The 20,655-nt window shown below is 60.5% G+C and carries 20 protein-coding genes and 2 tRNA genes; 10 read left to right on the top strand and 12 right to left on the bottom strand.

What is annotated here, in order from left to right; genetic code table 11:
• Positions 1-23 precede the first annotated feature (23 nt).
• Both ppc and SYN9616_RS0114005 read left to right on the top strand, forming a co-directional pair.
• Positions 24-3,017, top strand: coding sequence for a phosphoenolpyruvate carboxylase (gene ppc / locus SYN9616_RS0114010; RefSeq protein ID WP_037991582.1), 2,994 nt, complete (start codon positions 24-26; stop codon positions 3,015-3,017).
• 10 nt (positions 3,018-3,027) lie between these two features.
• Positions 3,028-3,501: a GNAT family acetyltransferase gene (locus SYN9616_RS0114005; RefSeq protein WP_028953656.1), complete on the top strand. Its 474-nt coding sequence runs from the start codon at positions 3,028-3,030 to the stop codon at positions 3,499-3,501.
• 4 nt (positions 3,502-3,505) lie between these two features.
• Here SYN9616_RS0114005 and SYN9616_RS0114000 read toward each other — a convergent pair.
• Positions 3,506-3,579, bottom strand: a tRNA-Arg gene (locus SYN9616_RS0114000).
• A 99-nt stretch (positions 3,580-3,678) separates the two neighbouring features.
• Between SYN9616_RS0114000 and recF the strand changes: the two genes are divergently transcribed.
• Together recF and speD are read left to right on the top strand one after the other, a co-directional pair.
• Entirely contained in the window at positions 3,679-4,782 is a 1,104-nt protein-coding gene (gene recF / locus SYN9616_RS0113995) for a DNA replication/repair protein RecF (protein ID WP_071991485.1), read from the top strand.
• A 29-nt stretch (positions 4,783-4,811) separates the two neighbouring features.
• Positions 4,812-5,300, top strand: a complete 489-nt coding sequence (speD, locus tag SYN9616_RS0113990; RefSeq protein ID WP_028953654.1) for an adenosylmethionine decarboxylase — start codon at positions 4,812-4,814, stop codon at positions 5,298-5,300.
• Between the two features lie 46 nt (positions 5,301-5,346).
• On the opposite strand, the gene larE is transcribed toward speD, so the two are convergent.
• Positions 5,347-6,186, bottom strand: coding sequence for an ATP-dependent sacrificial sulfur transferase LarE (larE, locus tag SYN9616_RS0113985; RefSeq protein WP_028953653.1), 840 nt, complete (start codon positions 6,184-6,186; stop codon positions 5,347-5,349).
• Positions 6,187-6,239: 53 nt separating this feature from the next.
• On the opposite strand from larE, the gene SYN9616_RS0113980 reads away from it, so the two are divergent.
• The gene (locus tag SYN9616_RS0113980; protein ID WP_028953652.1) at positions 6,240-7,388 is read left to right on the top strand and encodes a cob(I)yrinic acid a,c-diamide adenosyltransferase; all 1,149 of its coding nucleotides are present in this window, start codon (positions 6,240-6,242) and stop codon (positions 7,386-7,388) included.
• A gap of 6 nt (positions 7,389-7,394) precedes the next feature.
• On the opposite strand, the gene moeB is transcribed toward SYN9616_RS0113980, so the two are convergent.
• A complete protein-coding gene (gene moeB / locus SYN9616_RS0113975) occupies positions 7,395-8,546 on the bottom strand; it encodes a molybdopterin-synthase adenylyltransferase MoeB (protein ID WP_028953651.1) in 1,152 nt (383 codons plus the stop codon).
• Entirely contained in the window at positions 8,543-9,004 is a 462-nt protein-coding gene (locus tag SYN9616_RS15910; RefSeq protein WP_232200519.1) for a M67 family metallopeptidase, read from the bottom strand. The genes moeB and SYN9616_RS15910 overlap by 4 nt, the downstream gene beginning before the upstream one ends.
• Positions 9,005-9,050: 46 nt before the next feature.
• Between SYN9616_RS15910 and SYN9616_RS0113965 the strand changes: the two genes are divergently transcribed.
• On the top strand, positions 9,051-9,443 hold the full coding sequence (locus SYN9616_RS0113965) for a CAAD domain-containing protein (RefSeq protein ID WP_028953649.1): 393 nt from the start codon (positions 9,051-9,053) through the stop codon (positions 9,441-9,443).
• 10 nt (positions 9,444-9,453) lie between these two features.
• Here the strand turns inward: SYN9616_RS0113965 and SYN9616_RS0113960 are convergent, their stop codons facing one another.
• Positions 9,454-10,347, bottom strand: coding sequence for a fructosamine kinase family protein (locus SYN9616_RS0113960; protein ID WP_028953648.1), 894 nt, complete (start codon positions 10,345-10,347; stop codon positions 9,454-9,456).
• A 50-nt stretch (positions 10,348-10,397) separates the two neighbouring features.
• Between SYN9616_RS0113960 and crtD the strand changes: the two genes are divergently transcribed.
• Positions 10,398-11,891 carry a C-3',4' desaturase CrtD gene (gene crtD, locus SYN9616_RS0113955; protein ID WP_037991580.1) on the top strand — a complete coding sequence of 498 codons (1,494 nt, stop codon included), beginning with the start codon at positions 10,398-10,400 and terminating at the stop codon, positions 11,889-11,891.
• On the opposite strand, the gene SYN9616_RS0113950 is transcribed toward crtD, so the two are convergent.
• Complete coding sequence (locus SYN9616_RS0113950) at positions 11,878-12,750, bottom strand: prephenate/arogenate dehydrogenase (RefSeq protein ID WP_028953646.1); 873 nt, start codon at positions 12,748-12,750, stop codon at positions 11,878-11,880. The genes crtD and SYN9616_RS0113950 overlap by 14 nt on opposite strands.
• A gap of 83 nt (positions 12,751-12,833) precedes the next feature.
• Between SYN9616_RS0113950 and SYN9616_RS0113945 the strand changes: the two genes are divergently transcribed.
• The 3 genes from SYN9616_RS0113945 to SYN9616_RS0113935 are packed head-to-tail and all read left to right on the top strand — an operon-like array spanning position 12,834 to position 15,008.
• Positions 12,834-14,279 carry a helicase gene (locus SYN9616_RS0113945; protein WP_028953645.1) on the top strand — a complete coding sequence of 482 codons (1,446 nt, stop codon included), beginning with the start codon at positions 12,834-12,836 and terminating at the stop codon, positions 14,277-14,279.
• 54 nt (positions 14,280-14,333) lie between these two features.
• Positions 14,334-14,579: a DUF2839 domain-containing protein gene (locus SYN9616_RS0113940; RefSeq protein ID WP_028953644.1), complete on the top strand. Its 246-nt coding sequence runs from the start codon at positions 14,334-14,336 to the stop codon at positions 14,577-14,579.
• Between the two features lie 54 nt (positions 14,580-14,633).
• Positions 14,634-15,008, top strand: a complete 375-nt coding sequence (locus SYN9616_RS0113935) for a DUF1815 family protein (RefSeq protein ID WP_028953643.1) — start codon at positions 14,634-14,636, stop codon at positions 15,006-15,008.
• Here the strand turns inward: SYN9616_RS0113935 and recA are convergent.
• The 6 genes from recA to SYN9616_RS0113905 all read right to left on the bottom strand — a co-directional run bounded on the left by recA (position 15,005) and on the right by SYN9616_RS0113905 (position 20,277).
• Positions 15,005-16,144, bottom strand: a complete 1,140-nt coding sequence (gene recA, locus SYN9616_RS0113930; protein ID WP_028953642.1) for a recombinase RecA — start codon at positions 16,142-16,144, stop codon at positions 15,005-15,007. The genes SYN9616_RS0113935 and recA overlap by 4 nt on opposite strands.
• Before the next feature lie 86 nt (positions 16,145-16,230).
• Complete coding sequence (locus SYN9616_RS0113925; RefSeq protein WP_028953641.1) at positions 16,231-16,980, bottom strand: HAD family hydrolase; 750 nt, start codon at positions 16,978-16,980, stop codon at positions 16,231-16,233.
• A 10-nt stretch (positions 16,981-16,990) separates the two neighbouring features.
• Positions 16,991-17,062: transfer RNA gene (locus tag SYN9616_RS0113920), tRNA-Gln, on the bottom strand.
• A gap of 101 nt (positions 17,063-17,163) precedes the next feature.
• A complete protein-coding gene (locus SYN9616_RS0113915; RefSeq protein ID WP_028953640.1) occupies positions 17,164-18,780 on the bottom strand; it encodes an AAA family ATPase in 1,617 nt (538 codons plus the stop codon).
• 22 nt (positions 18,781-18,802) lie between these two features.
• On the bottom strand, positions 18,803-19,849 hold the full coding sequence (locus tag SYN9616_RS0113910; RefSeq protein WP_028953639.1) for an LdpA C-terminal domain-containing domain: 1,047 nt from the start codon (positions 19,847-19,849) through the stop codon (positions 18,803-18,805).
• A complete protein-coding gene (locus SYN9616_RS0113905) occupies positions 19,816-20,277 on the bottom strand; it encodes an NAD(P)H-quinone oxidoreductase subunit N (RefSeq protein ID WP_028953638.1) in 462 nt (153 codons plus the stop codon). Before SYN9616_RS0113905 ends, SYN9616_RS0113910 begins: the two co-directional genes overlap by 34 nt.
• Positions 20,278-20,655: the final 378 nt, after the last annotated feature.

The following is a 20,655-nucleotide window of genomic DNA, read 5'->3' as shown; positions in this document are numbered from 1 at the left end:
AAGAAGAGTCCTGCGGAGCGTCGATGCAACAGCCCACCGTCCACGCTCCCGGGGGCGACCTGCTCAGGGCCGACGGTGTGGTCACCGGCAAGGGCGGGCTGCTGCAACAGCGTCTCGAACTCATTGAGGATCTCTGGCAGACGGTTCTTCGCAGTGAATGTCCTGCCGAACAGAGCGAACGGGTTCTTCGCCTGAAACAACTCAGCGACCCTGTTGCTCTGGAAGGGCGCGACGGCGACAGCACCAGTCAGGCGATTGTCGATCTGATCACGGCGATGGATCTGGCTGAAGCCATCGCGGCCGCCCGAGCCTTCTCGCTGTACTTCCAGCTGATCAACATCGTTGAACAGCGAATCGAGGAGGACGGCTACCTCGACAGCCTGCTTCCATCGCGGAGCCAACCGCAGAACCAGGGCCAACCCTTCGATCCCTTTGCTCCCCCTCTGGCCAGCCAGACCGATCCCGCCACCTTCGGGGAACTGTTTGAAAGGCTGCGTCGACTGAATGTTCCCCCTGCTCAGATCGAAAGCCTTCTTCAGGAACTGGACATCCGTCTGGTCTTCACGGCTCATCCCACCGAGATCGTGCGCCACACCGTGCGTCGCAAGCAAAGGCGGGTCGCGAATCTGCTGCAGCGCCTGCAATCGGATTCCCTGCCGAACAGTCAGGAACAGGAGGTGCTGCGCCAGCAACTCGAGGAGGAGATTCGTCTCTGGTGGCGCACCGACGAACTGCACCAGTTCAAGCCGACTGTGCTGGACGAAGTCGACTCGACGTTGCATCACTTCCAGCAGGTGCTGTTCGATGCCATGCCCCAGATGCGGCGGCGCCTCACCTCAGCCCTGAGCCGTCATTACCCGGATGTGAGATTTCCGCAGGCTGCCTTCTGCACCTTCGGCTCCTGGGTTGGCTCAGATCGGGATGGGAATCCCTCTGTCACCCCCGAGATCACCTGGCAAACAGCCTGCTACCAGCGTCAGCTGATGCTGGAGCGGTACATCCGCTCCGTACAGGATCTGCGCAATCAACTCAGCATTTCGATGCAATGGAGCCAGGTGGCTCCTGCGCTGCTGGAGTCCCTTGAGATGGACCGGCTGCGCTTCCCGGAAATCTACGAAGACCGAGCAGCCCGGTATCGGCTTGAGCCTTATCGACTGAAGCTGAGCTATGTGCTCGAGCGTTTGCAACTGACGCTGTTGCGCAACAACCAGCTGTCGGAAGCTGGTTGGCAGACCCCCCAGGAGGTGGCCTCACAGGGGATCGACCGGCTGCAGGTCGGAGAGACCCTTCACTACATGGCGGTTGATGAGTTCCGCAGCGATCTCGAGCTGATTCGCAACAGCCTGGTGAGCACCGAGCTGAGTTGTGAACAACTGGAGACGCTCCTGAATCAGGTGCATATCTTCGGGTTCTCCCTGGCCAGCCTCGATATCCGGCAGGAGAGCACCCGGCACAGCGACGCCATCGATGAACTGACTCGCTACCTGGAACTCCCCAGGCCATACGGCGAGATGGACGAAGCCGAACGGGTTGATTGGCTGCATCGCGAACTTCAGACCCGCCGTCCTCTCGTCCCCACTGGTGTCGACTGGTCAGCCGCAACAGCCGAGACCATGGCGGTCTTCGGAATGCTGCGACGGCTTCAACAGGAGTTCGGGCAACGCATCTGCAACTCCTATGTGATCTCCATGAGTCACACGGGCTCCGATCTCCTTGAGGTGTTGCTGCTGGCGAAGGAGGCAGGCCTGGTGGATCCAACGGCCCACCACGCCTCATTACTGGTTGTCCCCCTCTTCGAGACCGTCGAAGATCTGCAGCGGGCTCCAGAGGTGATGAAGGAGCTGTTCGAATCCCCCCTCTACAGACAGTTGCTGCCACTTATCGGGGGGCAGCGTCTGCCGCTTCAGGAACTGATGCTGGGCTATTCGGACAGCAACAAGGACTCCGGCTTCCTATCCAGCAACTGGGAGATTCACCAGGCCCAGATGGCCCTGCAGGAGCTGGCCAGCCGCCATAGTGTCGCCCTACGCCTCTTCCATGGACGCGGCGGATCGGTGAGCAGGGGCGGTGGCCCGGCCTACCAGGCGATCCTGGCCCAGCCGAGTGGAACACTCCAGGGACGCATCAAGATCACTGAACAGGGAGAGGTCTTGGCCTCCAAATACAGCCTGCCCGAACTGGCGCTGTACAACCTGGAAACGATGACCACGGCGGTGGTTCAAAACAGCCTCGTCACCAATCAGCTGGATGCGACGCCGAGCTGGAACCAGCTCATGACCCGCCTCGCCGGTCACTCGCGCGAGCACTATCGCGCTCTGGTGCACGACAACCCCGATCTTGTTCCCTTCTTCCAGCAGGTCACGCCAATCGAAGAAATCAGCAAGCTACAGATCTCCAGTCGTCCGGCTCGGCGCAAGACAGGCGCCAAGGATCTCTCCAGCCTGCGGGCCATTCCCTGGGTCTTCGGCTGGACCCAGAGCCGTTTTCTGCTGCCCAGCTGGTTTGGCTTTGGGACCGCACTGGCCACGGAGGTCAAAGACGACCCTGAGCAGTTGGATCTGCTCAGGCGCCTGCACCAGCGATGGCCGTTCTTCCGAATGCTGATCTCAAAAGTGGAGATGACGCTGTCGAAGGTGGACCTGGATCTGGCCCATCACTACATGACCAGCCTGGGGGCCTCCGAAAACCGAGAGGCATTTGAGCGGATCTTCCGCACCATTGCTGATGAATACGAGCTAACGCGCTCCCTGGTGCTGGACATCACCGGGCAGTCGCGGCTGCTTGGGGCAGATCAAGCGCTGCAACTCTCAGTCGATCTGCGCAACCGCACGATCGTGCCCCTCGGCTTCCTCCAGGTTGCTCTGCTGAAACGACTGCGTGATCAGAACCGGCAACCCCCCATGAGTGAAGCGCCAGGAATGGAAGAGGACCGTCGCACCTATAGCCGCAGCGAATTGCTGCGCGGGGCTCTGCTCACCCTGAACGGCATCGCTGCCGGCATGCGGAACACAGGCTGAGGGCCCGCTCGTGCTTCCTTTCCTCCAGCAATCTGTCCCACCAAAGCTCCCCAACGGCTATCGGTTGGAGACATCAAGCGCCCCGACGCCAGAGTCTCTCAACAAGTTGCTGGCCTTCTGCCAGGAAACCACGCATTCCCAAGACGATTGGCAGCGCGCCCTCGACAACAGCCTCTGGCAGCTGAGCGTGCTCGAAGAAAGCAGCGGCGAACTGGTTGGTTTTGTTCGTGCCACCAGTGACCTTGCACTCAATGCCAACCTCTGGAATCTCTGTTCAAAGCCAGGGCCCGATCAAGAGCAAATCCTCAGCGTGCTCGTTCACAGATCACTGAACATGCTGCGCAGGGATCTGCCGGGCTGCAGTTTGTCGGTGTCGGCGCCCAAAATGGCGGTGGCCGCCCTCGAAACCCATGGCTTTGTGATCGACCCGAGCGGTATCCGCGCGATGGGACTGCCTTTGAAGCCAGCCCGCAAGCCGGAATGAAACACGAGCATGGAGGGACTTGAACCCCCGACCCTCAGAACCGGAATCTGATGCTCTATCCAACTGAGCTACATGCCCACTGAACGGCACGGGGCCGCAGCGGAAGATCGACCCTAGGTCGTTCCGTTACGGGTACCTTACCCACACGTTGCTCAGGGACCCATCCGGCTTAAAGAGCTGACGCTGCGGGGGTTCCGCAACCAGACAAACCTGCAGCTGGAACTGACCCACCCCAGGCTGTTGGTGATCGGCTCGAACGGGATTGGGAAATCAAACCTCCTGGAGGCCGTGGAACTGCTGGGCACGCTGCGATCCCATCGCTGCAGCCAGGACAGGGATCTGATCCAATGGTCCGCCTCCCAGGCCACACTGCGAGCCGAGCTCAGAGAAGGAGATCGCCTGGAGTTGGAACTGCGGCGCAGTGGGGGACGCCAGGCCCGCCGTAACGGAAAGCTGCTGAACCGTCAGATGGATCTGATCGGCCCCCTGCGCTGCATCGGTTTCAGCGCGCTCGATCTCGACCTGGTGCGGGGGGAGCCCGCCCTGAGGCGGCAGTGGCTGGATCGCGTGGTGCTGCAGCTGGAGCCGATCTATGCCGACCTGATCAGCCGCTTCAGTCGCTTGCTGCGTCAACGCAGTCAGCTGTGGAAACGCATCGCCACCGTGAGCAACCAGGAGCGGGCCGGCCTACTGGATGCTTTTGACCTGCAGATGGCTCTTGTGAGCACGCGCATCCACAGGCGGCGACAACGTGCCCTGCATCGACTGGAGCCATTGGCACGGCAATGGCAGGAGCATCTCAGCCAAGGCACCGAAAAACTGGAACTGAGGTATCGGCCCGGCAGCACCCTCGAGGCGGACGAGGCTGAAGAGCCATGGCGATTGGCCATCGAAGAACAGCTCAAACAACAGCGGCCCGAAGAGGAACGGCTGGGCAGCTGCAGGGTGGGACCTCACCGCGATGAAATCGAGCTGATGCTGAGTGGATCTCCGGCGCGTCGATTCGGGTCGGCCGGCCAACAGCGCACTCTGGTGCTGGCGCTAAAGCTGGCAGAACTTGAGCTTTTGACTCAGCTCTGCGGGGAACCACCACTGCTTCTGCTGGACGATGTTCTGGCCGAACTCGATCCCACGCGACAGCAGCTTCTGCTGGAAGCTGTTGGGACGTCACACCAGTGTTTGGTCAGTGCCACCCATCTCGAGGCCTTCGACGGGGGCTGGCGTCAGGAAGCTCAGATCCTGAATGAATCAGACCTCAACAATGCTCTGAACGTCAGATAGTCTTTGAGGCCATTTTGCGCTGACGCCTGATGAAGCAGAGCCTGTCTGACTTGCATCCCAACCCGGGATGGGGTGACAACCAACCCAACGGAAGCGAGCCAGCTGCCACATCCGGTGCCACTGACATGGTTGGCAAACACTGCATCCTCGAGCTCTACGACTGCGACCAGACCAGACTCAACGACGAAGCTTTTCTGAGAACCGCCATCACGACCGCTGCAAAACGTGCTGGCGCCACTCTCCTCAATCTCATCACCCACCGGTTTGAGCCCCAGGGTGTGACAGGCCTTGCTCTCTTGGCCGAATCCCACATCTCGATTCACACCTGGCCGGAGAACGGCTACGCCGCCGTTGACGTGTTCACCTGTGGGGATCACACCATGCCGGAGGAAGCCTGCCGTGTGATGAGCGAAGAACTACGGGCAAGCCGGCATGCCCTCAGAAGTTTTCTGCGGGAAACGCCAGCTGCATTGACAACGGAAATTCGGACGCCCAGCCCGATGTCCATCTCGATCTGATCCGTTGTGATCGAGAGGATGCCGCTCTGAGATGACTCTGAACTGATCAGCGGCGATTGAGTTTGCCGCTGACCAGACCTTCAAGGTCAACACTCACCGACGTGAATCCCAGAGCCATCAACTCAGACACCAAAGGCTCTTTTTCGGCCAGTGCAATCAGGGTGCTGATCTGATCGCGCGGAATTTCGATGCGCGCCGCCAATCCCTGACTACGCACTCTGATGCGATTGAAGCCTCGCTGGATCAGCCATGCCTCAGCAGCTCCAACCCGGCGCAGACGATCTGCCGTAATCGATTCTCCGTAGGGAAACCGCGATGCCAGGCATGGCTGCGCAGGTTTATCCCACCAAGGGAAACCCAGCGCTTGTGAGAGTTGGCGAATCGCGGCCTTGTCGATTCCTAATTCCGCCAGGGGAGAACGAACGCCAGCCTCCCGTGCGGCCTGGATTCCAGGCCGGTGATCCCCGAGATCGTCGAGATTGACACCATCGATCACCAAGCCGCCCTCGGCAGCGGCAATCACCTGACTCAGGTGCTCATGCAGTTCCTGCTTGCAGGCGTAACAGCGATCCTGAGGATTGCTGCGGTACGCAGGATTATCAAGTTCGCGGGTCCTGCACTCCTGGTGCCGGATTCCGATCCAACCTGCCTGAGTTCTCGCCTCCTGCAACAGGTGGGGGGCCAGGGCGGGAGACACTCCAGTCACGGCAAGGGCACATTCGCCCTGCTGCTCATGGGCGATTGCAGCCACCAAGGTGCTGTCGACACCACCGGAATAGGCCACACAGATCAATGGACGATCAGGCTGCCACTGCCTGAACCAATGCCTCAGCCGCTCAAGCTGTTCGGCCTCCCGAGCTGGCAACGTTTCCTGCAGCCGGAACATCAGCGGGACAACCTGAACGATCTCGTTAGGCTCCAACCGTAAGAGCTGCGTCCATGCCCCGGAGCATCGGCATTGTTACCGCGGCGGACAGCCGAGAACGCAGCCAGGGACAGCTGCACGTCTACGACGGAGAGGGGAAGGGCAAAAGCCAGGCCGCCCTTGGTGTTGTGCTTCGAACCATTGGACTCGGCATCTGTGAACAGCGTCGGACCCGGGTTCTGCTGCTGCGTTTCCTCAAAGGACCTGGCCGCTCTTACGACGAAGATGCTGCGATAGAAGCACTACAGCAGGGATTTCCCCATCTGATCGATCAGCTCCGCACAGGGCGGGCTGACCATTTCACCGCTGAGGAATCCACCCGTTTTGACCGGGAAGAGGCCGAGAGGGGTTGGGTGATCGCCAAGGGGGCAATCGCCAGCGCCCTTTACTCCGTCGTCGTGCTCGATGAACTGAATCCAGTGCTGGATCTCGGACTGCTGGACATCGATGACGTGGTCAGAACCCTGGCGAACCGTCCGGAAGGAATGGAGATCATCGTCACCGGTCGTGCCGCACCAGCCCCTCTGATCCAGGAGGCAGATCTCCATTCGGAAATGCGGGCCCATCGTCGTCCGGGTCTGGACAACGACCACGTGATCCCTTTGACCATGAGCAGTGGGATCGAGATCTACACCGGCGAGGGAAAAGGCAAATCAACCAGTGCCCTGGGCAAAGCGCTGCAGGCCATCGGGCGAGGCATCAGTCAGGACAAAAGTCACAGGGTGTTGATCCTGCAGTGGCTCAAGGGGGGAACGGGATACACCGAGGACGCGGCCATCGCCGCCCTGCGGGAAAGTTACCCACATCTGGTGGATCACCTGCGCTCCGGGCGGGATGCCATCGTCTGGCGCGGCCAGCAAGAACCGATCGATTACGTGGAAGCGGAGCGAGCCTGGGAAATCGCACGGGCTGCCATTTCGAGTGGTCTCTACAAAACTGTGATTCTCGATGAGCTCAACCCGACGGTGGATCTTGAGCTTCTACCGGTAGAACCGATTGTTCAGACACTCCTGCGCAAACCCCTGGAGACGGAAGTGATCATCACGGGCCGGTGCAAAACGCCACCTGCCTACTTCGACCTCGCCAGCATTCACTCCGAAATGGTGTGCCACAAGCATTACGCCGAGCAGGGCGTCGATCTCAAACGCGGGGTGGACTACTGACCTCCATCAATAGCGGGCCATCTCCGCATCGATGAGCTGAGCCCAGGCGTCGATGCCGCCGTCGACGTTGATGGCCTCGATGCCGTGGCTCCCCAGCATCTGAACGGCACGAGCCGAGCGTCCACCCAGCTTGCAGTGCACGTAAAGACGTTTGCCCTGCGCCAGCGATCGCACCTGATCCACGGCCTCTCCGTTTTCGATGGTTGACATGGGAATCAAATGACTCCCCGCAATCGACGCCACCTCTGCCTCGGAGGGGTTCCGCACGTCGATGAGGACCACATCATCCGCTTCGGCCTCCAGCAATGCATTGAGCTCGGTGACACTGATGCTGTCCATCGCAAGCAACTCCGGGCGGCAGAACTGGCGGTAGTCAATCAGGTTCTCGATCGGCTGCCGAGCCGGATCCACCTTGAGGGTCAACTCCCGGAAACGCATCGTCAGGGCATCCACCACAAGCAGACGGCCATCGAGGGGGAGACCGATGTCTGTGATCAGCTTGATGGCTTCGCTCGCCTGGAGCAAACCGATCAGCCCTGGCATGACGCCCATCACACCGGCTTCTGCGCAGGAGGGCACTTCCCCGGGCGGCGGGGGTTCCGTCAACAGATCTCTGTAGTTGGGGCTGTCAGCCGTTCGATTAAACACACTGACCTGTCCGACGAACCGCTGCACCGAGCCGTAGATCAGTGGCTTGCCAAGCAACACACAGGCATCGTTCACCAGAAAACGGGTCGGGAAGTTGTCGGTTCCGTCGCACACCAGGTCGTAGGGAGCGATCAGATCCAGAGCGTTCTCGATCGAGAGCATCTGCTCATGGACGTCGACCCGGCAACCCGAATTGAGATCAGCGATGCGACTGGCTGCGGATTGCGCTTTCGAGCGACCCAGCCAGCCTTCACCATGAATCACCTGACGCTGCAGGTTCGAGAGCTCGACAACATCACCGTCCACAATGCCGATACGACCAACACCAGCTGCAGCGAGATAAAGAAGAAGGGGCGAGCCAAGTCCTCCACAACCAACACACAGGACAGATGCAGCTCGGAGACGCTTCTGACCATCGGTTCCCACTTCAGGGAGCAGCAGATGACGGGAGTAACGCTCCCGTTCAGCGGGCGTCAGATCGTTGTTGCTTCCTGTCGAGGAGGTGGTCACAAGCAGGCCCCCTGGCTTCGACCACTGTCCCAGACCTCCATCGGGATCGACGTGACCCGACGATCCGCATCCAGCCACCAGGCGCGCGGAAGACCATCGCGATCCGTGATCAGCATCAGTGCTTCGGGGAGACCAAGCCGCCGGTCCTGCTCTGATGGGAACGCCGCTGTTCCGGGATGTGAATGGGCCACGGCAAGTGGCTGCAGGCCCTTGCCACGTGCCCAGCGCTGTGCTGCCAGCTGTTCCCGCGGATCAATGGCAAAACAGCTGGTCCGCTCCTCTGGCGGCTGCCAGACGTTGCAACAGGGCCAGACCGTGTTCACCAGCCAATGCGATTGCGTTGGGATGGGACCAAGCAACAGGGCGCATCCCTCCTCTGGATATCTTGCACGGAAATTGCAATCAAGAACCGTGAGGCATTGATGATTCAGGCACAGCAGCGATGGCACAAAGTGCATCTCACCGATACGCTCAGCTGACCATTTAAGTGAGCCCCTCGACCCCATGAGTGACGCCACCACTGAAGTGAAGGATGCCGCTGAAACTCAGGATTCGGCAGTTGATAGCGGAACTGGGGCCCCTGATGAGGGCACATCGTTCGCGGAGCGCTACAGCGATGTGCTCGGGAAAGTGAACGAGACCCTCGACCAAGTTGACTGGAATCAGATGGGGCGTATCGGCAAGATCGTCGGAATCTTCGCTGCCGTCATCGTTGCCCAGATTCTGATCAAAGGGATTCTGGACACCATCAATCTTCTTCCTGTCGTTCCCGGTCTGCTGGAACTCCTGGGTGTGGTCGTCGTCGGTCAATGGAGCTGGAAAAATCTCACCACCAGCGACAAGCGCAACGCTCTGATCAAAAAAGTTCAAACCCTCAGGCAGGAATATCTCGGTTGATCCATGACGCTCAAATCAGGCGTCTGACAAGGCTTCTCAAACAAGCCTTTGATTGTTCGATGTAGCCACCGCCGAAGAGATTGGCGTGATTCAGCAGGTGATAAAAGTTGTAGATCTCGATTCGATCTTCAAATCCCTGCTGAGCAGGAATCACTGAGTTGTACGCACGATAGAAATCCTTTGAAAATCCACCGAACAGGTGCGTCATTGCCAGATCAACTTCGTGGTGAGCCCACCAGGCTGCGGGGTCGAAAATTGTGCCTCGGCCGTCCGAAAGAGCACCTGCATTGCCCCCCCAGAGGTCTCCATGCACCAGTGAGGGGGTGATCAAAAGCCGATTCAGATGGCTGGCGAGAGCCTCCAGGAGTGGGAGACAGTCCTCGAGGTTCAAGCCCCAGGATCGACCAAGCTTCAGCTGAGGGAGCAATCGCAGCTCTGTGAAGGCATCCCCCCATCGATCACGCCATCCACCGGGCTGGGGGCCAGCACCGATGAAACCGTCGCGATGCCAACCAAAGCGGTGAGACTCGGGGGCAACCGACGACCTCTGATGCAGTAACGCCAATCCACGTCCAAGAGCCGTCGCATTGCCGGCGCCCAACTCCAGCCAGGGCAACAGCAGAACGGCATGGGCTTCCGTTTGGCAGAAGCCCAGAGGGCGAGGCACCACCAGCAACTCTGGAGAGGCATGGTCATGCAAGGACTCCAGAGCATCCGCCTCAACCTCGAACAGATCGATCGCCTGCGACGTTCCACTTTTGGCGAACACGGTCCGACCGCCACGCAGGGACAAACGCCAGGCTCGATGAATGCAACCACCACTCACGGGATGCACCGACTCCAGGGTTTCCCCGGCAAGAAGCCCGTTGGGGGCGACAAGGGCCTCTTGCAGGCTTGAGTCCATCCGCAGAGGGCCTTTGCTGTTGCCAGCATGCCGCGGTGGAGGCGAACCGCTTGGGCACAACCAATGTGATTGTGATCGGTGGCGGCATTGCCGGCCTCACCGCGGCTGGACTGCTCGCCAGGCAGGACGTGCAGGTCACCCTGCTGGAGGCCCATCATCAGCCGGGAGGTTGCGCTGGCACCTTCAAACGTGGGCCCTGGACCTTTGATGTCGGGGCAACCCAGGTCGCAGGACTGGAGCCGGGGGGCAGCCATGAACGGGTCTTCCGACATCTGGGCGTCCAGATCCCAGAGGCGGACATCCTCGATCCTGGTTGCGAGGTGGATCTCGCCGATGGCTCAGAACCGATCCGTTTGTGGAACGACCCCGAGCGATGGGCCCACGAACGCGAGCGTCAGTTCCCTGGAAGTGAGAGGTTCTGGCAGGTCTGCCTTGCCATCCACAAGAGCAACTGGGCTTTTGCATCGCGTGATCCGGTCGTCACACCCCGCAACGGATGGGACCTTCAACAACTGCTGAAGTCTCTTCGTCCAGAAACCTTTGCCTCGAGCTTGCTGACGGGGCTGACCATGGCCGATCTCCAGGGCCTTTGTGGCTGCGAGGGTGATCGACGGCTGCGTCACTTTCTGGATCTTCAGCTGAAGCTCTATTCCCAGGAGCCAGCCCATCGCACGGCAGCTCTCTACGGCGCCACCGTGCTGCAGATGGCTCAGGCGCCACTGGGCCTCTGGCATCTGCACGGCTCCATGCAGATCCTGAGCGATCGGCTCGTCTCAGCCTTGCAACAACACAACGGCACCCTTGCACTGCGGCATCGGGTGATGGGCATCCGCCGATGCTCAGCAGGGTGGAGGCTGACGGTCAAAAGTCCCCGAGGGGTCAAGGAACTGGAGGCTGAAGAGGTGATCTGCAGCCTGCCGCCCCAATGCCTGACTGAGCTGATGCCCGCGGACATGCCGGCGGGATACCGCCGGCGGCTGGAGCGCTTGCCCAAGCCAAGCGGCGCACTTGTGTTCTACGGCGTTGTGAAACGTCAGGCCCTGCCGAACGACTGCCCAGGCCATCTGCAGAGAAGCTGTGACGATCCGGGCTCGCTGTTCGTGTCCATCAGTCGCGATGGCGATGGGCGTGCACCCATCGGCCAGGCCACCCTGATCGCCAGCGTGTTCACGCCAACCTCTGACTGGTGCCAGTTGGATGAAGAGACCTATCAGCGTCGCAAGGGGAAGGTGCTGACGGCGATTCAATCGCAACTGGAACAGTGGCTCGGCCTTGATCCTTCCGCGTGGTTGCACGCTGAACTCGCGACCCCCCGCGGCTTCGCAGGCTGGACGGGGCGTCCTCAGGGAATCGTTGGCGGACTTGGCCAACATCCCCGGCATTTCGGCCCCTTTGGATTGGCGGGACGGACGCCGATGCCAGGGTTCTGGCTCTGTGGCGACAGCCTCTATCCAGGTGAGGGGACAGCGGGAGTAACCCTCTCAGCGTTGAATGCCTGCCGTCAGCTGATGGCGAATCGCGGTGCCTCCTTCAGTCTGAACTGACCAGTCGACCATCCAGGAAGGAGGGTCTCAGTGCTTGGGTGCGTTCAAGCTCCTGACGAAGCTGTTCCCAGTTCTGATTGAGCACAGCCTCCTCAAGCTGTTCAAGGCTCCAGCGATAGGCCGCCAGACCTTTCAGGACAGCATCCGTATTCCCAGCAGCCATGGCCACTCCCAATGCCGGATTGCCTCCCCCGACCCGGCTGGTGTCCTCGAAACCGCTGGAAGCCAGATCCATCGCCAGCTGACGCACCCCTGGATCGCGCTCGTCCCCAACCGCACGGAGCAGTGCCGCACTGACCAGAACGGGAAGATGCGAGATCAGAGCAACCGCCTGATCATGCTGGCTGGCCGCAGCCGTTTTCCAGACACAGCCGATGCCGGATGCCAGAGCCTTCACGCTGGAGAGGGCATCTGAATCCGTTGAGCCATCGGGCGTGGCAATCCATGGCCGTCCTTTGAAAAGATCCCGTCGACCGGCTTCAACGCCCGCCTGCTCCGTCCCTGCCATGGGATGACTGGCAACGAAACGGGGGTGACAGTCGCGCCAGACCCCCAGAACAGGTGCTTTCACGGACGCCACATCCGTCACCACAGCGTCCTTGGGCAACGCATCAACAAGCGCGGGATCCGGCTTGAGCAGCAGAGGAATCGGCAAGGCCAGGATCACCAGGTCGCAGCCAGCGAGGCAAGCCGGATCGGTGCTGACGGCACTCACAAGCCCACGTTCGATGGCCCTCTCCGCTGTTTCATGACGGTGCACAAGACCCTGCACCCAGCAGCCCCTGGCCTGAAGATCAAGTCCAAGAGAACCGCCGATCAGGCCAAGACCGACGACCCCCACTCTCTGTTGTGCCGCCATCGCTGTCCCCCTCGGCTGCCGTCATGTTGCTCGATGGATTGCGATGCACGGTTTGCACCGACAACTCCTTTTAATGTGCCCCGATGCTGGAAGCGCAGTCCCACCTCCAACTCAAGTCGCTGTTGCGACAAGGGGCCTGCGACTGGCCCCACCATCTGACCCTGAGCCGACTGGTGGGGCGCAGCCTGCGACGCGAGGATCGAACACTGATCCATTTGGCCCCAAGCAACCAGGAGCGTTGGTGGCTTGGCCTGCTCGTGCCCCTGTGCCTGGAGGTGCGCAACACCGCTCTGGTCCTCAACGAACGACAACGGCAACAGCTGCTTCAAGTTGAGCTGCCTCGGCTTCGGGAACTCGGCTTCCGATTGCCCTGCTGGGAAGGGGACTCGCCCCCTCCCCAAGAAGGGCTCTGGCTCCTCAACACCAAGGAGCTGGTTCGGGCCTGGCGCCACAACAGACTTGAAAACCGACAGCTGCTCGTACCGCAGATTGAGCAGCTCAGCCATCGGCTGCGCCGCAGCATGGCCATCCGCATTCGAAGCGGCGACTGGGAACAACTGCGTCGCGCCCATCCGGCGGTTGATCAGGCCCTGACGCAGTTGCATGACCGGATCGGTCGCCGGTTGTTCAGCGAAGCACCGCGTGTTGATGCAAAGGTGCGGCTCAGGGGTGGAGATCCACAGGCACTCAGAGACCTCCTGCGTTTGATCGGTCCCTGTCCTGAACCCTGGTCAACTTGGCTGGACGCGAACCCCACGCAATGGGGCAGCTGGGCCGAACTTGACCACAAACTGCTCCAGTGGACGTGGTGCCTGGAACCATTGGAACCGCTGGCCTTGCTTCAAGGTCTGCTATCAAGCCGTCCCGCGCTGCTCCTCAATACCGGAGGTGAAAGCAGTTCCCTTGATCGGGAGCTTGACGAGGCCGGCTTTCATCCTGACGTCAGCGCCTGCCTGAGGGAGCCAGATCTGGATGAGCCACTGTCAGTTTTCGCTCCCAGACGTCAACCACTTCCAAACACAGAGATCTATGCGGAGCATCTGCTCGAACAGAGCCGGCGCCTGATTCTCGGCCGCTCAGGTCTGACGGTGTTGCTTCTCGATGATCAGAACCTGCGAAGACGACTGACCAGCGCCCTGGCGGCTGAATTCGGCACACGCGTCGTCGAGGAATCCACCGCTCCAGAGCCGAACGGGGTGATCGCTACCCGCTGGACCTGGTGGCTGGAGCATCAGAACCAACTCCCCCAGCCGGAGCAGATCATCATCGGGCTGCTGCCGATCGCCAGCCTCGAGAACCCTTTGACATCGGCACGGGTGGAACAGCTGAAACAGCGAGGTCAGGACTGGTTCCGCAACCTGTTGCTACCTGAGGCACTGAGCCTGATCCCCGCGGCGACATCTCCCTTGCGGCGGAACGGTGGTCGTCTGGCGATCCTGGACGGACGGGTGCGTGGACGCGGCTGGGGCGAACTGGTGTTGCAGTGCCTTCAACCCTGGGTTCCCCTGCATCGACTCCTGCCAGACTGACAGGCGAGAGCGATCGAACGTTCTTAGTCTTGGCTCTAACCGTCTGGGCACAGAATGGGAGAAGCACGTCGTCGAGCGGCCCAGGGACTCCCACCCCGACTGCAGAAGCCAGAAAAGAAAGCGGATGATTCGCCACGGTTTGTGCCCTGGCTGCCGCTGACCCAGAACCAGACAAAGCAGTTCGTGAACATCACCACGCGAGGTGCCTGGATCGGCATTGCCCTTTTGGTGGTGTTCTGGATCACGGTTCGCTTCGTTGGACCGGCGGCAGGTTGGTGGACGCTGATGGATACCCCCTGAGACGCCACGATCCTGAAGAAAACCTTTAGCGTGAATTGCATCAGGACTTCAGGCATGTTTCCACGCCTTGCCGAGCACTATCGCTCCGTCGTTCAGGATCTGGTGATGAGCCTCCAGGCGCTAGCGGATGGCTTGCAGAGCAAAGGAGTCACAGCGAGTTGTTATGTCTGTGGAGACGGCCGCGATGGTCACGGAGCCTCCTTTGTTGCAGATCTCGGAGACGCTCACATGGTTCGGTTCCGCGTCTCTGACTTCGGGATCAGCTGGGTCGAATCAAGGAACGGGCGAGAACTTGTAAAACTCGAAGGTGCTGAAGCAATCCAGGAGCTCCAAAGGATCGCCCAGATGCTTCACCAGAACCAAAAAACCGAGCAAGCTCAAACAGCTCACTCGGCGATGGCAGCGATCCAATCGAGCTCGCCCTCTTAAGCGGCTTTGGACGGCTTACTCGACTCTGCTTTTTCAGCTGTGCCGCGACTGGCAGCTGCTGCCAGCGGACGCATCGAGTTGGAGGTGACTTCAGAGCCTTCCGTCAGCTTCTGTCGCACAAGTTGTTCGACCGTTGAAGCGATTTCAGGATTCTGTTCCAGCCAAATGATGGTGTTGTCCCGACCCTGGCCGATGTTGTCACCCTCATAGCTGTACCAAGCGCCTTTGCGGATCACGACACCCGTCTCTTCAGCGAGATCCAGAAGACAGCCAACCGTGCTGATCCCTCGGCCAAACAGGATGTCGAACTCAGCAATGCGGAATGGGGGGGCGACCTTGTTCTTGGCCACCTTCACCTTTGCCCGGATTCCGAACTCCTCAGTACCGCGTTTGAGCGTTTGAATGCGACGGATATCGAGCCGCACTGAGGCATAGAACTTCAGAGCGTTACCACCGGTGGTGGTTTCGGGGTTGCCGTAGGTGACGCCGATCTTCAAACGCAGCTGATTGAGGAAAATCACCGTGCAACCCGACTTGCCGATGTTGCCGGTGATCTTGCGCATCGCCTGACTCATCAGTCTGGCCTGACTTCCGACAGCCAGATCTCCCATTTCGCCCTCGATCTCAGCCCGGGGCGTTAAAGCCGCAACGGAGTCGACAACAACAATGTCGACGGCCGCCGAACGCACGAGTTGATCAACAATTTCGAGAGCCATCTCACCCGTATCGGGCTGGGATACCAGCAGGTTCTCGACGTCCACACCAAGCGAAGCGGCATAGACGGGATCGAGAGCGTGCTCAGCATCGACGAAAGCAGCCACGCCACCTCGTTTCTGCACCTCAGCAATGGCATGCAGGGTGAGCGTGGTTTTACCGGAACTTTCCGGGCCATAGATCTCAACGACCCTGCCTTTCGGATAGCCACCACCAAGGGCCAAATCCAGGGTCAGAGCCCCGGTCGAGATGGTCTCAACCCGCATGCGGGATGCATCTCCCAGACGCATGATCGACCCCTTGCCAAAGTTGCGCTCGATCTGACCGAGCACCAAATTCAAGGCTTTGTCACGCTCGCCGGGACGCCCTTCACCGGAACGGAGATCGGAACCGGAAGCGTTGGATTTCATCTCTGCAGGCATGGAAACGACCTGAAGCTAAAGAACGAGAGATCCAATGCCACGAAAGCGCCGAATCGTCTCAAGTAGTACAGGCGTACGCTACCGGATCAAGGCCACTCCGCCAAGGGGGCCGCGAGATCAGCCGGCTGCAGAACATGAATGCCCTCAGGCAGATCAGATCGATCCATCGGCCTGAGGTAGCCCCAGCTCACCAGCAGACAGGACAAGGACGCAAGCCCCGGAGTCGCGAGGACGGTTTCAAGGGTGATACGACGGTCCTCGAGAAAGGCCCGCAGGGGACGCTCACGCTGCAACTTGAGCAACACCTCAGGCTTGGAGCCGGACTCTCGGCCATCAAGCCGCCAGGGCTGCAGACCCATGGACGCCAGCAATTCAGCCGTGAATGCCTCGCTCTTGGTTGTCAGGACCGCCCAGTCAGCCCCTTCCGAGGCCAAAGCAGAAAGACGAGCCACCATGCCTGGGTAAGGCTGATGCAGCGCCAGCCAGGCGTTCCGATCGGTTTGCACCGCCTTTTGACGGGTCCGGTCCAAGGCGTCCTGCAGTTGTTCAGCCTCCCATCCGCGCCGCTGCATCGCCTGCTGCTGCATCGCGTCGTAATCACGGATCCAGGCGTCTGGCTCCAGATCAGCCACTTCGGCTGCAAGCAGCACCATCTCCCAGCCGTGATGTACCCACGGCCGCAATTGCCGGAAGGCCTCGGGGACAATCGCGGTGGCAGGAGGCTCAACCTCGGGGAGCAGAGATTGAGCTGCCGTGCTTGCACTCCACCAGTACTCAGCCATCCCATCGACGATGACCCCGTCGAAATCGAAGACGAGCAGTGGACGGTCAGTCATTACGGAAAAACTGGGCCGCTAGGATTCGAACCTAGGAATGGCGAGACCAAAACCCGCTGCCTTACCGCTTGGCGACGGCCCAATGATCCGGGCGGCTCCGCAATCGGACTACGCTCCGGCTTGTGAATAGTTACTCACAGTGGCGCCACCTTCGTCAATTGCCGGAGTCCGCCGATCAAGCTGTCAGGGCGGGAACACCCGGAGGCGACACGTTCCTTCCTGTCCAAAGACATCACTGCGCAGGCGATAACGACTGACGAGATCAGCCTGCATCTGACGCACACGCTCACTGCGTGGAAGCAGCTCCACGGGCCGCCCCTCCGGCATCACGACCTGTTCAACGGCCAACCGACATTCCTCAAGGCCGGCCAGCTCATCGTCATGGTCGTCACGAGCGTCAGCCCCTGTCTCAGGTGAATCAGCTCGACGCGACAGCAGTCGCTCGAGAGCACGCTCGATCTGAGCAAGCGTGTCGGATTTGATCACCAGGATCGGGACCCGAAGATCCCTGGCCTGGCGGCGGAGCTGCGGTTCCCGTCCCAACCCCTGTCGAACACTCAGAACCACATCGGCCTCTTCAAGGTCCTCCACTACCTGCACTGGCCAGCAACGCCGCCGGATCGCCTGTTCCACGTTCGCAACGGAAAGGCCACAACAGAAGATCTGCAGGTCGTCACTGGACACAACGTCCTCAGGCAACGACGCAGAACTGGACGTTGACTCCTCAGGCCTCGAAGCATCCGGACGTGGCATCGGCACCGCAGCCAGAACAGGACGCCTTGGACGATTGGGTTCCGGAGGATCAACCAACTGCACCGAACCATCCACGGCCAGCTCGCGCTGCTGAACCAAGGGCACCTGACCTCGCAGCAGAAGGTCCACCGTGGCGGCCACATCTGTATGAACGGCCCAGCGGTGGCGACTGTGCATTTCCACAGCAAGGGGGAAGGTCGGTTCTGCGGCGCGCTCCAGCACGGTCTTCTGACTGCGGCGTCGGCGGGCTTCGTCATCCCCGAGAGTCACGGACTGAATACCGCCGACGAGATCGCTCAGGGTGGGGTTCTTGATCAGATTGGCCAGGGCATTGCCATGGGCCGTGGCCACAAGCATCACCCCGCGTTCAGCGATGGTTCTGGCGGCCTGAGCCTCTAGCTCGGTTCCGATTTCATCGATGACGATGACCTCGGGCATGTGGTTTTCAACCGCCTCGATCATCACCTGGTGCTGCAGCTCGGGACGGCCCACCTGCATGCGCCGTGCCCGACCGATGGCTGGATGGGGAATGTCTCCATCGCCGGCAATTTCATTGCTCGTGTCGATCACCACAACGCGGCGGTGCAGATCGTCCGCGAGGACTCTGGCAATCTCGCGAAGTGCTGTGGTTTTACCAACACCTGGACGCCCCATGAGCAACAGCGACTGACCCGAATCGAGCAAATCGCGCACCATGGCGACGGTCCCAAAAACGGCCCGTCCAACCCGACAGGTGAGACCAACCACTTCCCCCTGACGATTTCGGATCGCACTGATGCGATGCAGGGTGCGCTCAATTCCCGCCCTGTTGTCTGCACCGAAACGGCCGAGCCTGGACACAACAGCCCGAAGATCGTCCCGTGACAGGGGAGTGTCGTCCAGTTCGAGTGCGCGGCCCGGATAACGGGCTTCCGGTCGACGTCCAAGATCGAGCACAACTTCCAGCAGCTGGTCACGTCGCTCCAGCGACGTCAACGCCACCTGCACGGGTTCAGGCAGGAGATCGAGAAGACGATCTAGGTCATCAGTGATCCGCTCTGTCGTCATGAATCCAGACCCTGACTGCCTTCTAGCAGTTGAAGGACGACAAGGGACGATTCCTCCAGGGCTGGATCAGCGTTCTGGCCTGTTGCACGGCTTCATCCCACCCTTCCGGCCATGCCCTGAGGGAAACGCCGCGGAGCTGTGCTTCCTGCAACAAGGGCATCATCAGACGCCTTGCCACGCCTCCAAAGGCGATGCCGGCTGGTCGATCAGTCGGGGCGAGATACCCAAGAGTGCTGGCGTTGGTGCCGCCGGCCAGTTGCAGTGGCCCTGGAGGAGCCAGCGATCGCATGACCCTCCAAAGCTGCACCGCTGAACGGGCCGTGCCGGCCCCGACGTCACCGCTCATTGGACGGCCATCCAACTGCCAGAGCGGGCGAAAGCCAAAACGGCGGAGGCTTCGGTATCTCTGCCAGAGCTCCCGGCTCAGCTGCCTCGTCGTCCAACCGTGTCCTTCAAGGCCACAACTGACAGCCAGACGCCTGAGAGGAACATCCGCTGAGGCCAGTGCACCCACAACGCCATCAAATGCCTCCTCCCGTCCTGGTGCCGTGTGAATCTCGACGGCATCAGGAGAGAGTTCCGCCAGCAGCCGGCTCACATCAGCAAGGCTGACGTGGTGATCGTGTTCCTCGATCAACCCCCGGGGACAAGCCGGAAGGCAGCGTCCGCAGCCGTAGCAGCGCTGGGCATTCACAGCTCCTTGCATCGAAATCGCATCAGCCGGACACACCGTCTGACATGGCCTCGGGCAGTCCGAAGGGCATTGCGCAGGATCGAACCATGCCTTGCGGAAATGAACATCCCGTCCATCGCTGAGGCTCACCATCAGCCAGGGAGATTCCAGGCCTTTTGCAGACAACCAGTCGAGACCGACTCTGGCCGCTTGAACAACGGCAGGGTCTGCGGCCACATCAATGCAGTGAACTCCTGCAGCACCGAACACGGTGCAGAGATCGGTGATGGCCGGCAGGTCCTGATTGCTGGCACCACAGATCAACTTCACCCAACGTCCCTGAGCCAGAGCCGTCTCGGGACTCAGCTTTGCAGCAGATCGCGCATCGGCTGCCATCTCAGGCTCCTTGCTCCTCCCATCTCAACAGCGATGCGCAGGCGCGGCTCCCGTCGACAGAGATCGCAAAGAGACAACAATTCGGATCGGGAGAGCACTTGACCTTCCAGGAGCCACACCGCGACGGGTAAATCAGTCTCAAAGAGGTCTCCGAGCATCGGGACAACCTGCTGAACCTCTCCAACAGCCGCTCCCCGGCCAACACTCTGATGACCAAGATGCGGCGGCCGGATGCCGTGTTTCTGAGTCAGGAACACCTCGGGATCTCCGAGACCTCGAGCCGAAAGGATGCGGGTTTGATAGCCGGATCCCCGCAAACGGCGCAGCAACCGGGTTTCAGCGCCTCCCTCTAGGGGTGCGTGGACGGCCAGGCAGCCGTTCGCTTCAAGATCCCGACGGAATCCTCGACCGGTCAGAAGCAGCGGCATGGCTGGGCATGTGTTGGCAGGAGTCTGGCAGGAGCGAGGCCCATAGCAGAAGGGTATCGACGGTCATGTATGGTTTTTGTTTGTTCCATTGTTCTGTGCCCGTCCGCTAGCCGGGCCTCCAGTCGATGGGACAGATTCGGCGATTGCGCCGGATCTCCAGGCCAGCGCGACTCCCCTGGGAGACGCCGGGAAACTGAACGGTCGTCTTTGACAGCCGTCATTCAAGTCCCAGCCTTGCTGAATCGCTCGCTAGCCCCTTCGAAGCATTGTTCTGAACAATTCAGAACGACTGTTTCGTTCACGACTGCGTCCACACGATCAGCACGCCAAACCCTGTTCGGGTCACCGGACAGCGGTCGTCCAGCTGGCGCTATTTAC

The sequence above is a fragment of the Synechococcus sp. CC9616 genome, assembly GCF_000515235.1.
In the GTDB taxonomy this organism is placed as follows: Bacteria; Cyanobacteriota; Cyanobacteriia; order PCC-6307; family Cyanobiaceae; genus Parasynechococcus.
Note: the sequence above shows the minus strand (reverse complement) of the source record. Positions and strands in the feature narration are given on the sequence as shown.

What these genes read in the sequence shown, in the direction of transcription:
- ppc (WP_037991582.1), top strand. Translation starts at nt 24, where the DNA reads ATGCAACAGCCCACCGTCCACGCTCCCGGGGGCGACCTGCTCAGGGCC.
- speD (WP_028953654.1), top strand. Translation starts at nt 4,812, where the DNA reads ATGAAGCAGAGCCTGTCTGACTTGCATCCCAACCCGGGATGGGGTGAC.
- larE (WP_028953653.1), bottom strand. Translation starts at nt 6,186, where the DNA reads ATGTTCCGGCTGCAGGAAACGTTGCCAGCTCGGGAGGCCGAACAGCTT.
- SYN9616_RS0113980 (WP_028953652.1), top strand. Translation starts at nt 6,240, where the DNA reads ATGCCCCGGAGCATCGGCATTGTTACCGCGGCGGACAGCCGAGAACGC.
- SYN9616_RS15910 (WP_232200519.1), bottom strand. Translation starts at nt 9,004, where the DNA reads ATGCACTTTGTGCCATCGCTGCTGTGCCTGAATCATCAATGCCTCACG.
- SYN9616_RS0113965 (WP_028953649.1), top strand. Translation starts at nt 9,051, where the DNA reads ATGAGTGACGCCACCACTGAAGTGAAGGATGCCGCTGAAACTCAGGAT.
- SYN9616_RS0113960 (WP_028953648.1), bottom strand. Translation starts at nt 10,347, where the DNA reads ATGGACTCAAGCCTGCAAGAGGCCCTTGTCGCCCCCAACGGGCTTCTT.
- SYN9616_RS0113950 (WP_028953646.1), bottom strand. Translation starts at nt 12,750, where the DNA reads ATGGCGGCACAACAGAGAGTGGGGGTCGTCGGTCTTGGCCTGATCGGC.
- SYN9616_RS0113945 (WP_028953645.1), top strand. Translation starts at nt 12,834, where the DNA reads ATGCTGGAAGCGCAGTCCCACCTCCAACTCAAGTCGCTGTTGCGACAA.
- SYN9616_RS0113940 (WP_028953644.1), top strand. Translation starts at nt 14,334, where the DNA reads ATGGGAGAAGCACGTCGTCGAGCGGCCCAGGGACTCCCACCCCGACTG.
- SYN9616_RS0113935 (WP_028953643.1), top strand. Translation starts at nt 14,634, where the DNA reads ATGTTTCCACGCCTTGCCGAGCACTATCGCTCCGTCGTTCAGGATCTG.
- recA (WP_028953642.1), bottom strand. Translation starts at nt 16,144, where the DNA reads ATGCCTGCAGAGATGAAATCCAACGCTTCCGGTTCCGATCTCCGTTCC.
- SYN9616_RS0113925 (WP_028953641.1), bottom strand. Translation starts at nt 16,980, where the DNA reads ATGACTGACCGTCCACTGCTCGTCTTCGATTTCGACGGGGTCATCGTC.
- SYN9616_RS0113915 (WP_028953640.1), bottom strand. Translation starts at nt 18,780, where the DNA reads ATGACGACAGAGCGGATCACTGATGACCTAGATCGTCTTCTCGATCTC.
- SYN9616_RS0113910 (WP_028953639.1), bottom strand. Translation starts at nt 19,849, where the DNA reads ATGGCAGCCGATGCGCGATCTGCTGCAAAGCTGAGTCCCGAGACGGCT.
- SYN9616_RS0113905 (WP_028953638.1), bottom strand. Translation starts at nt 20,277, where the DNA reads ATGCCGCTGCTTCTGACCGGTCGAGGATTCCGTCGGGATCTTGAAGCG.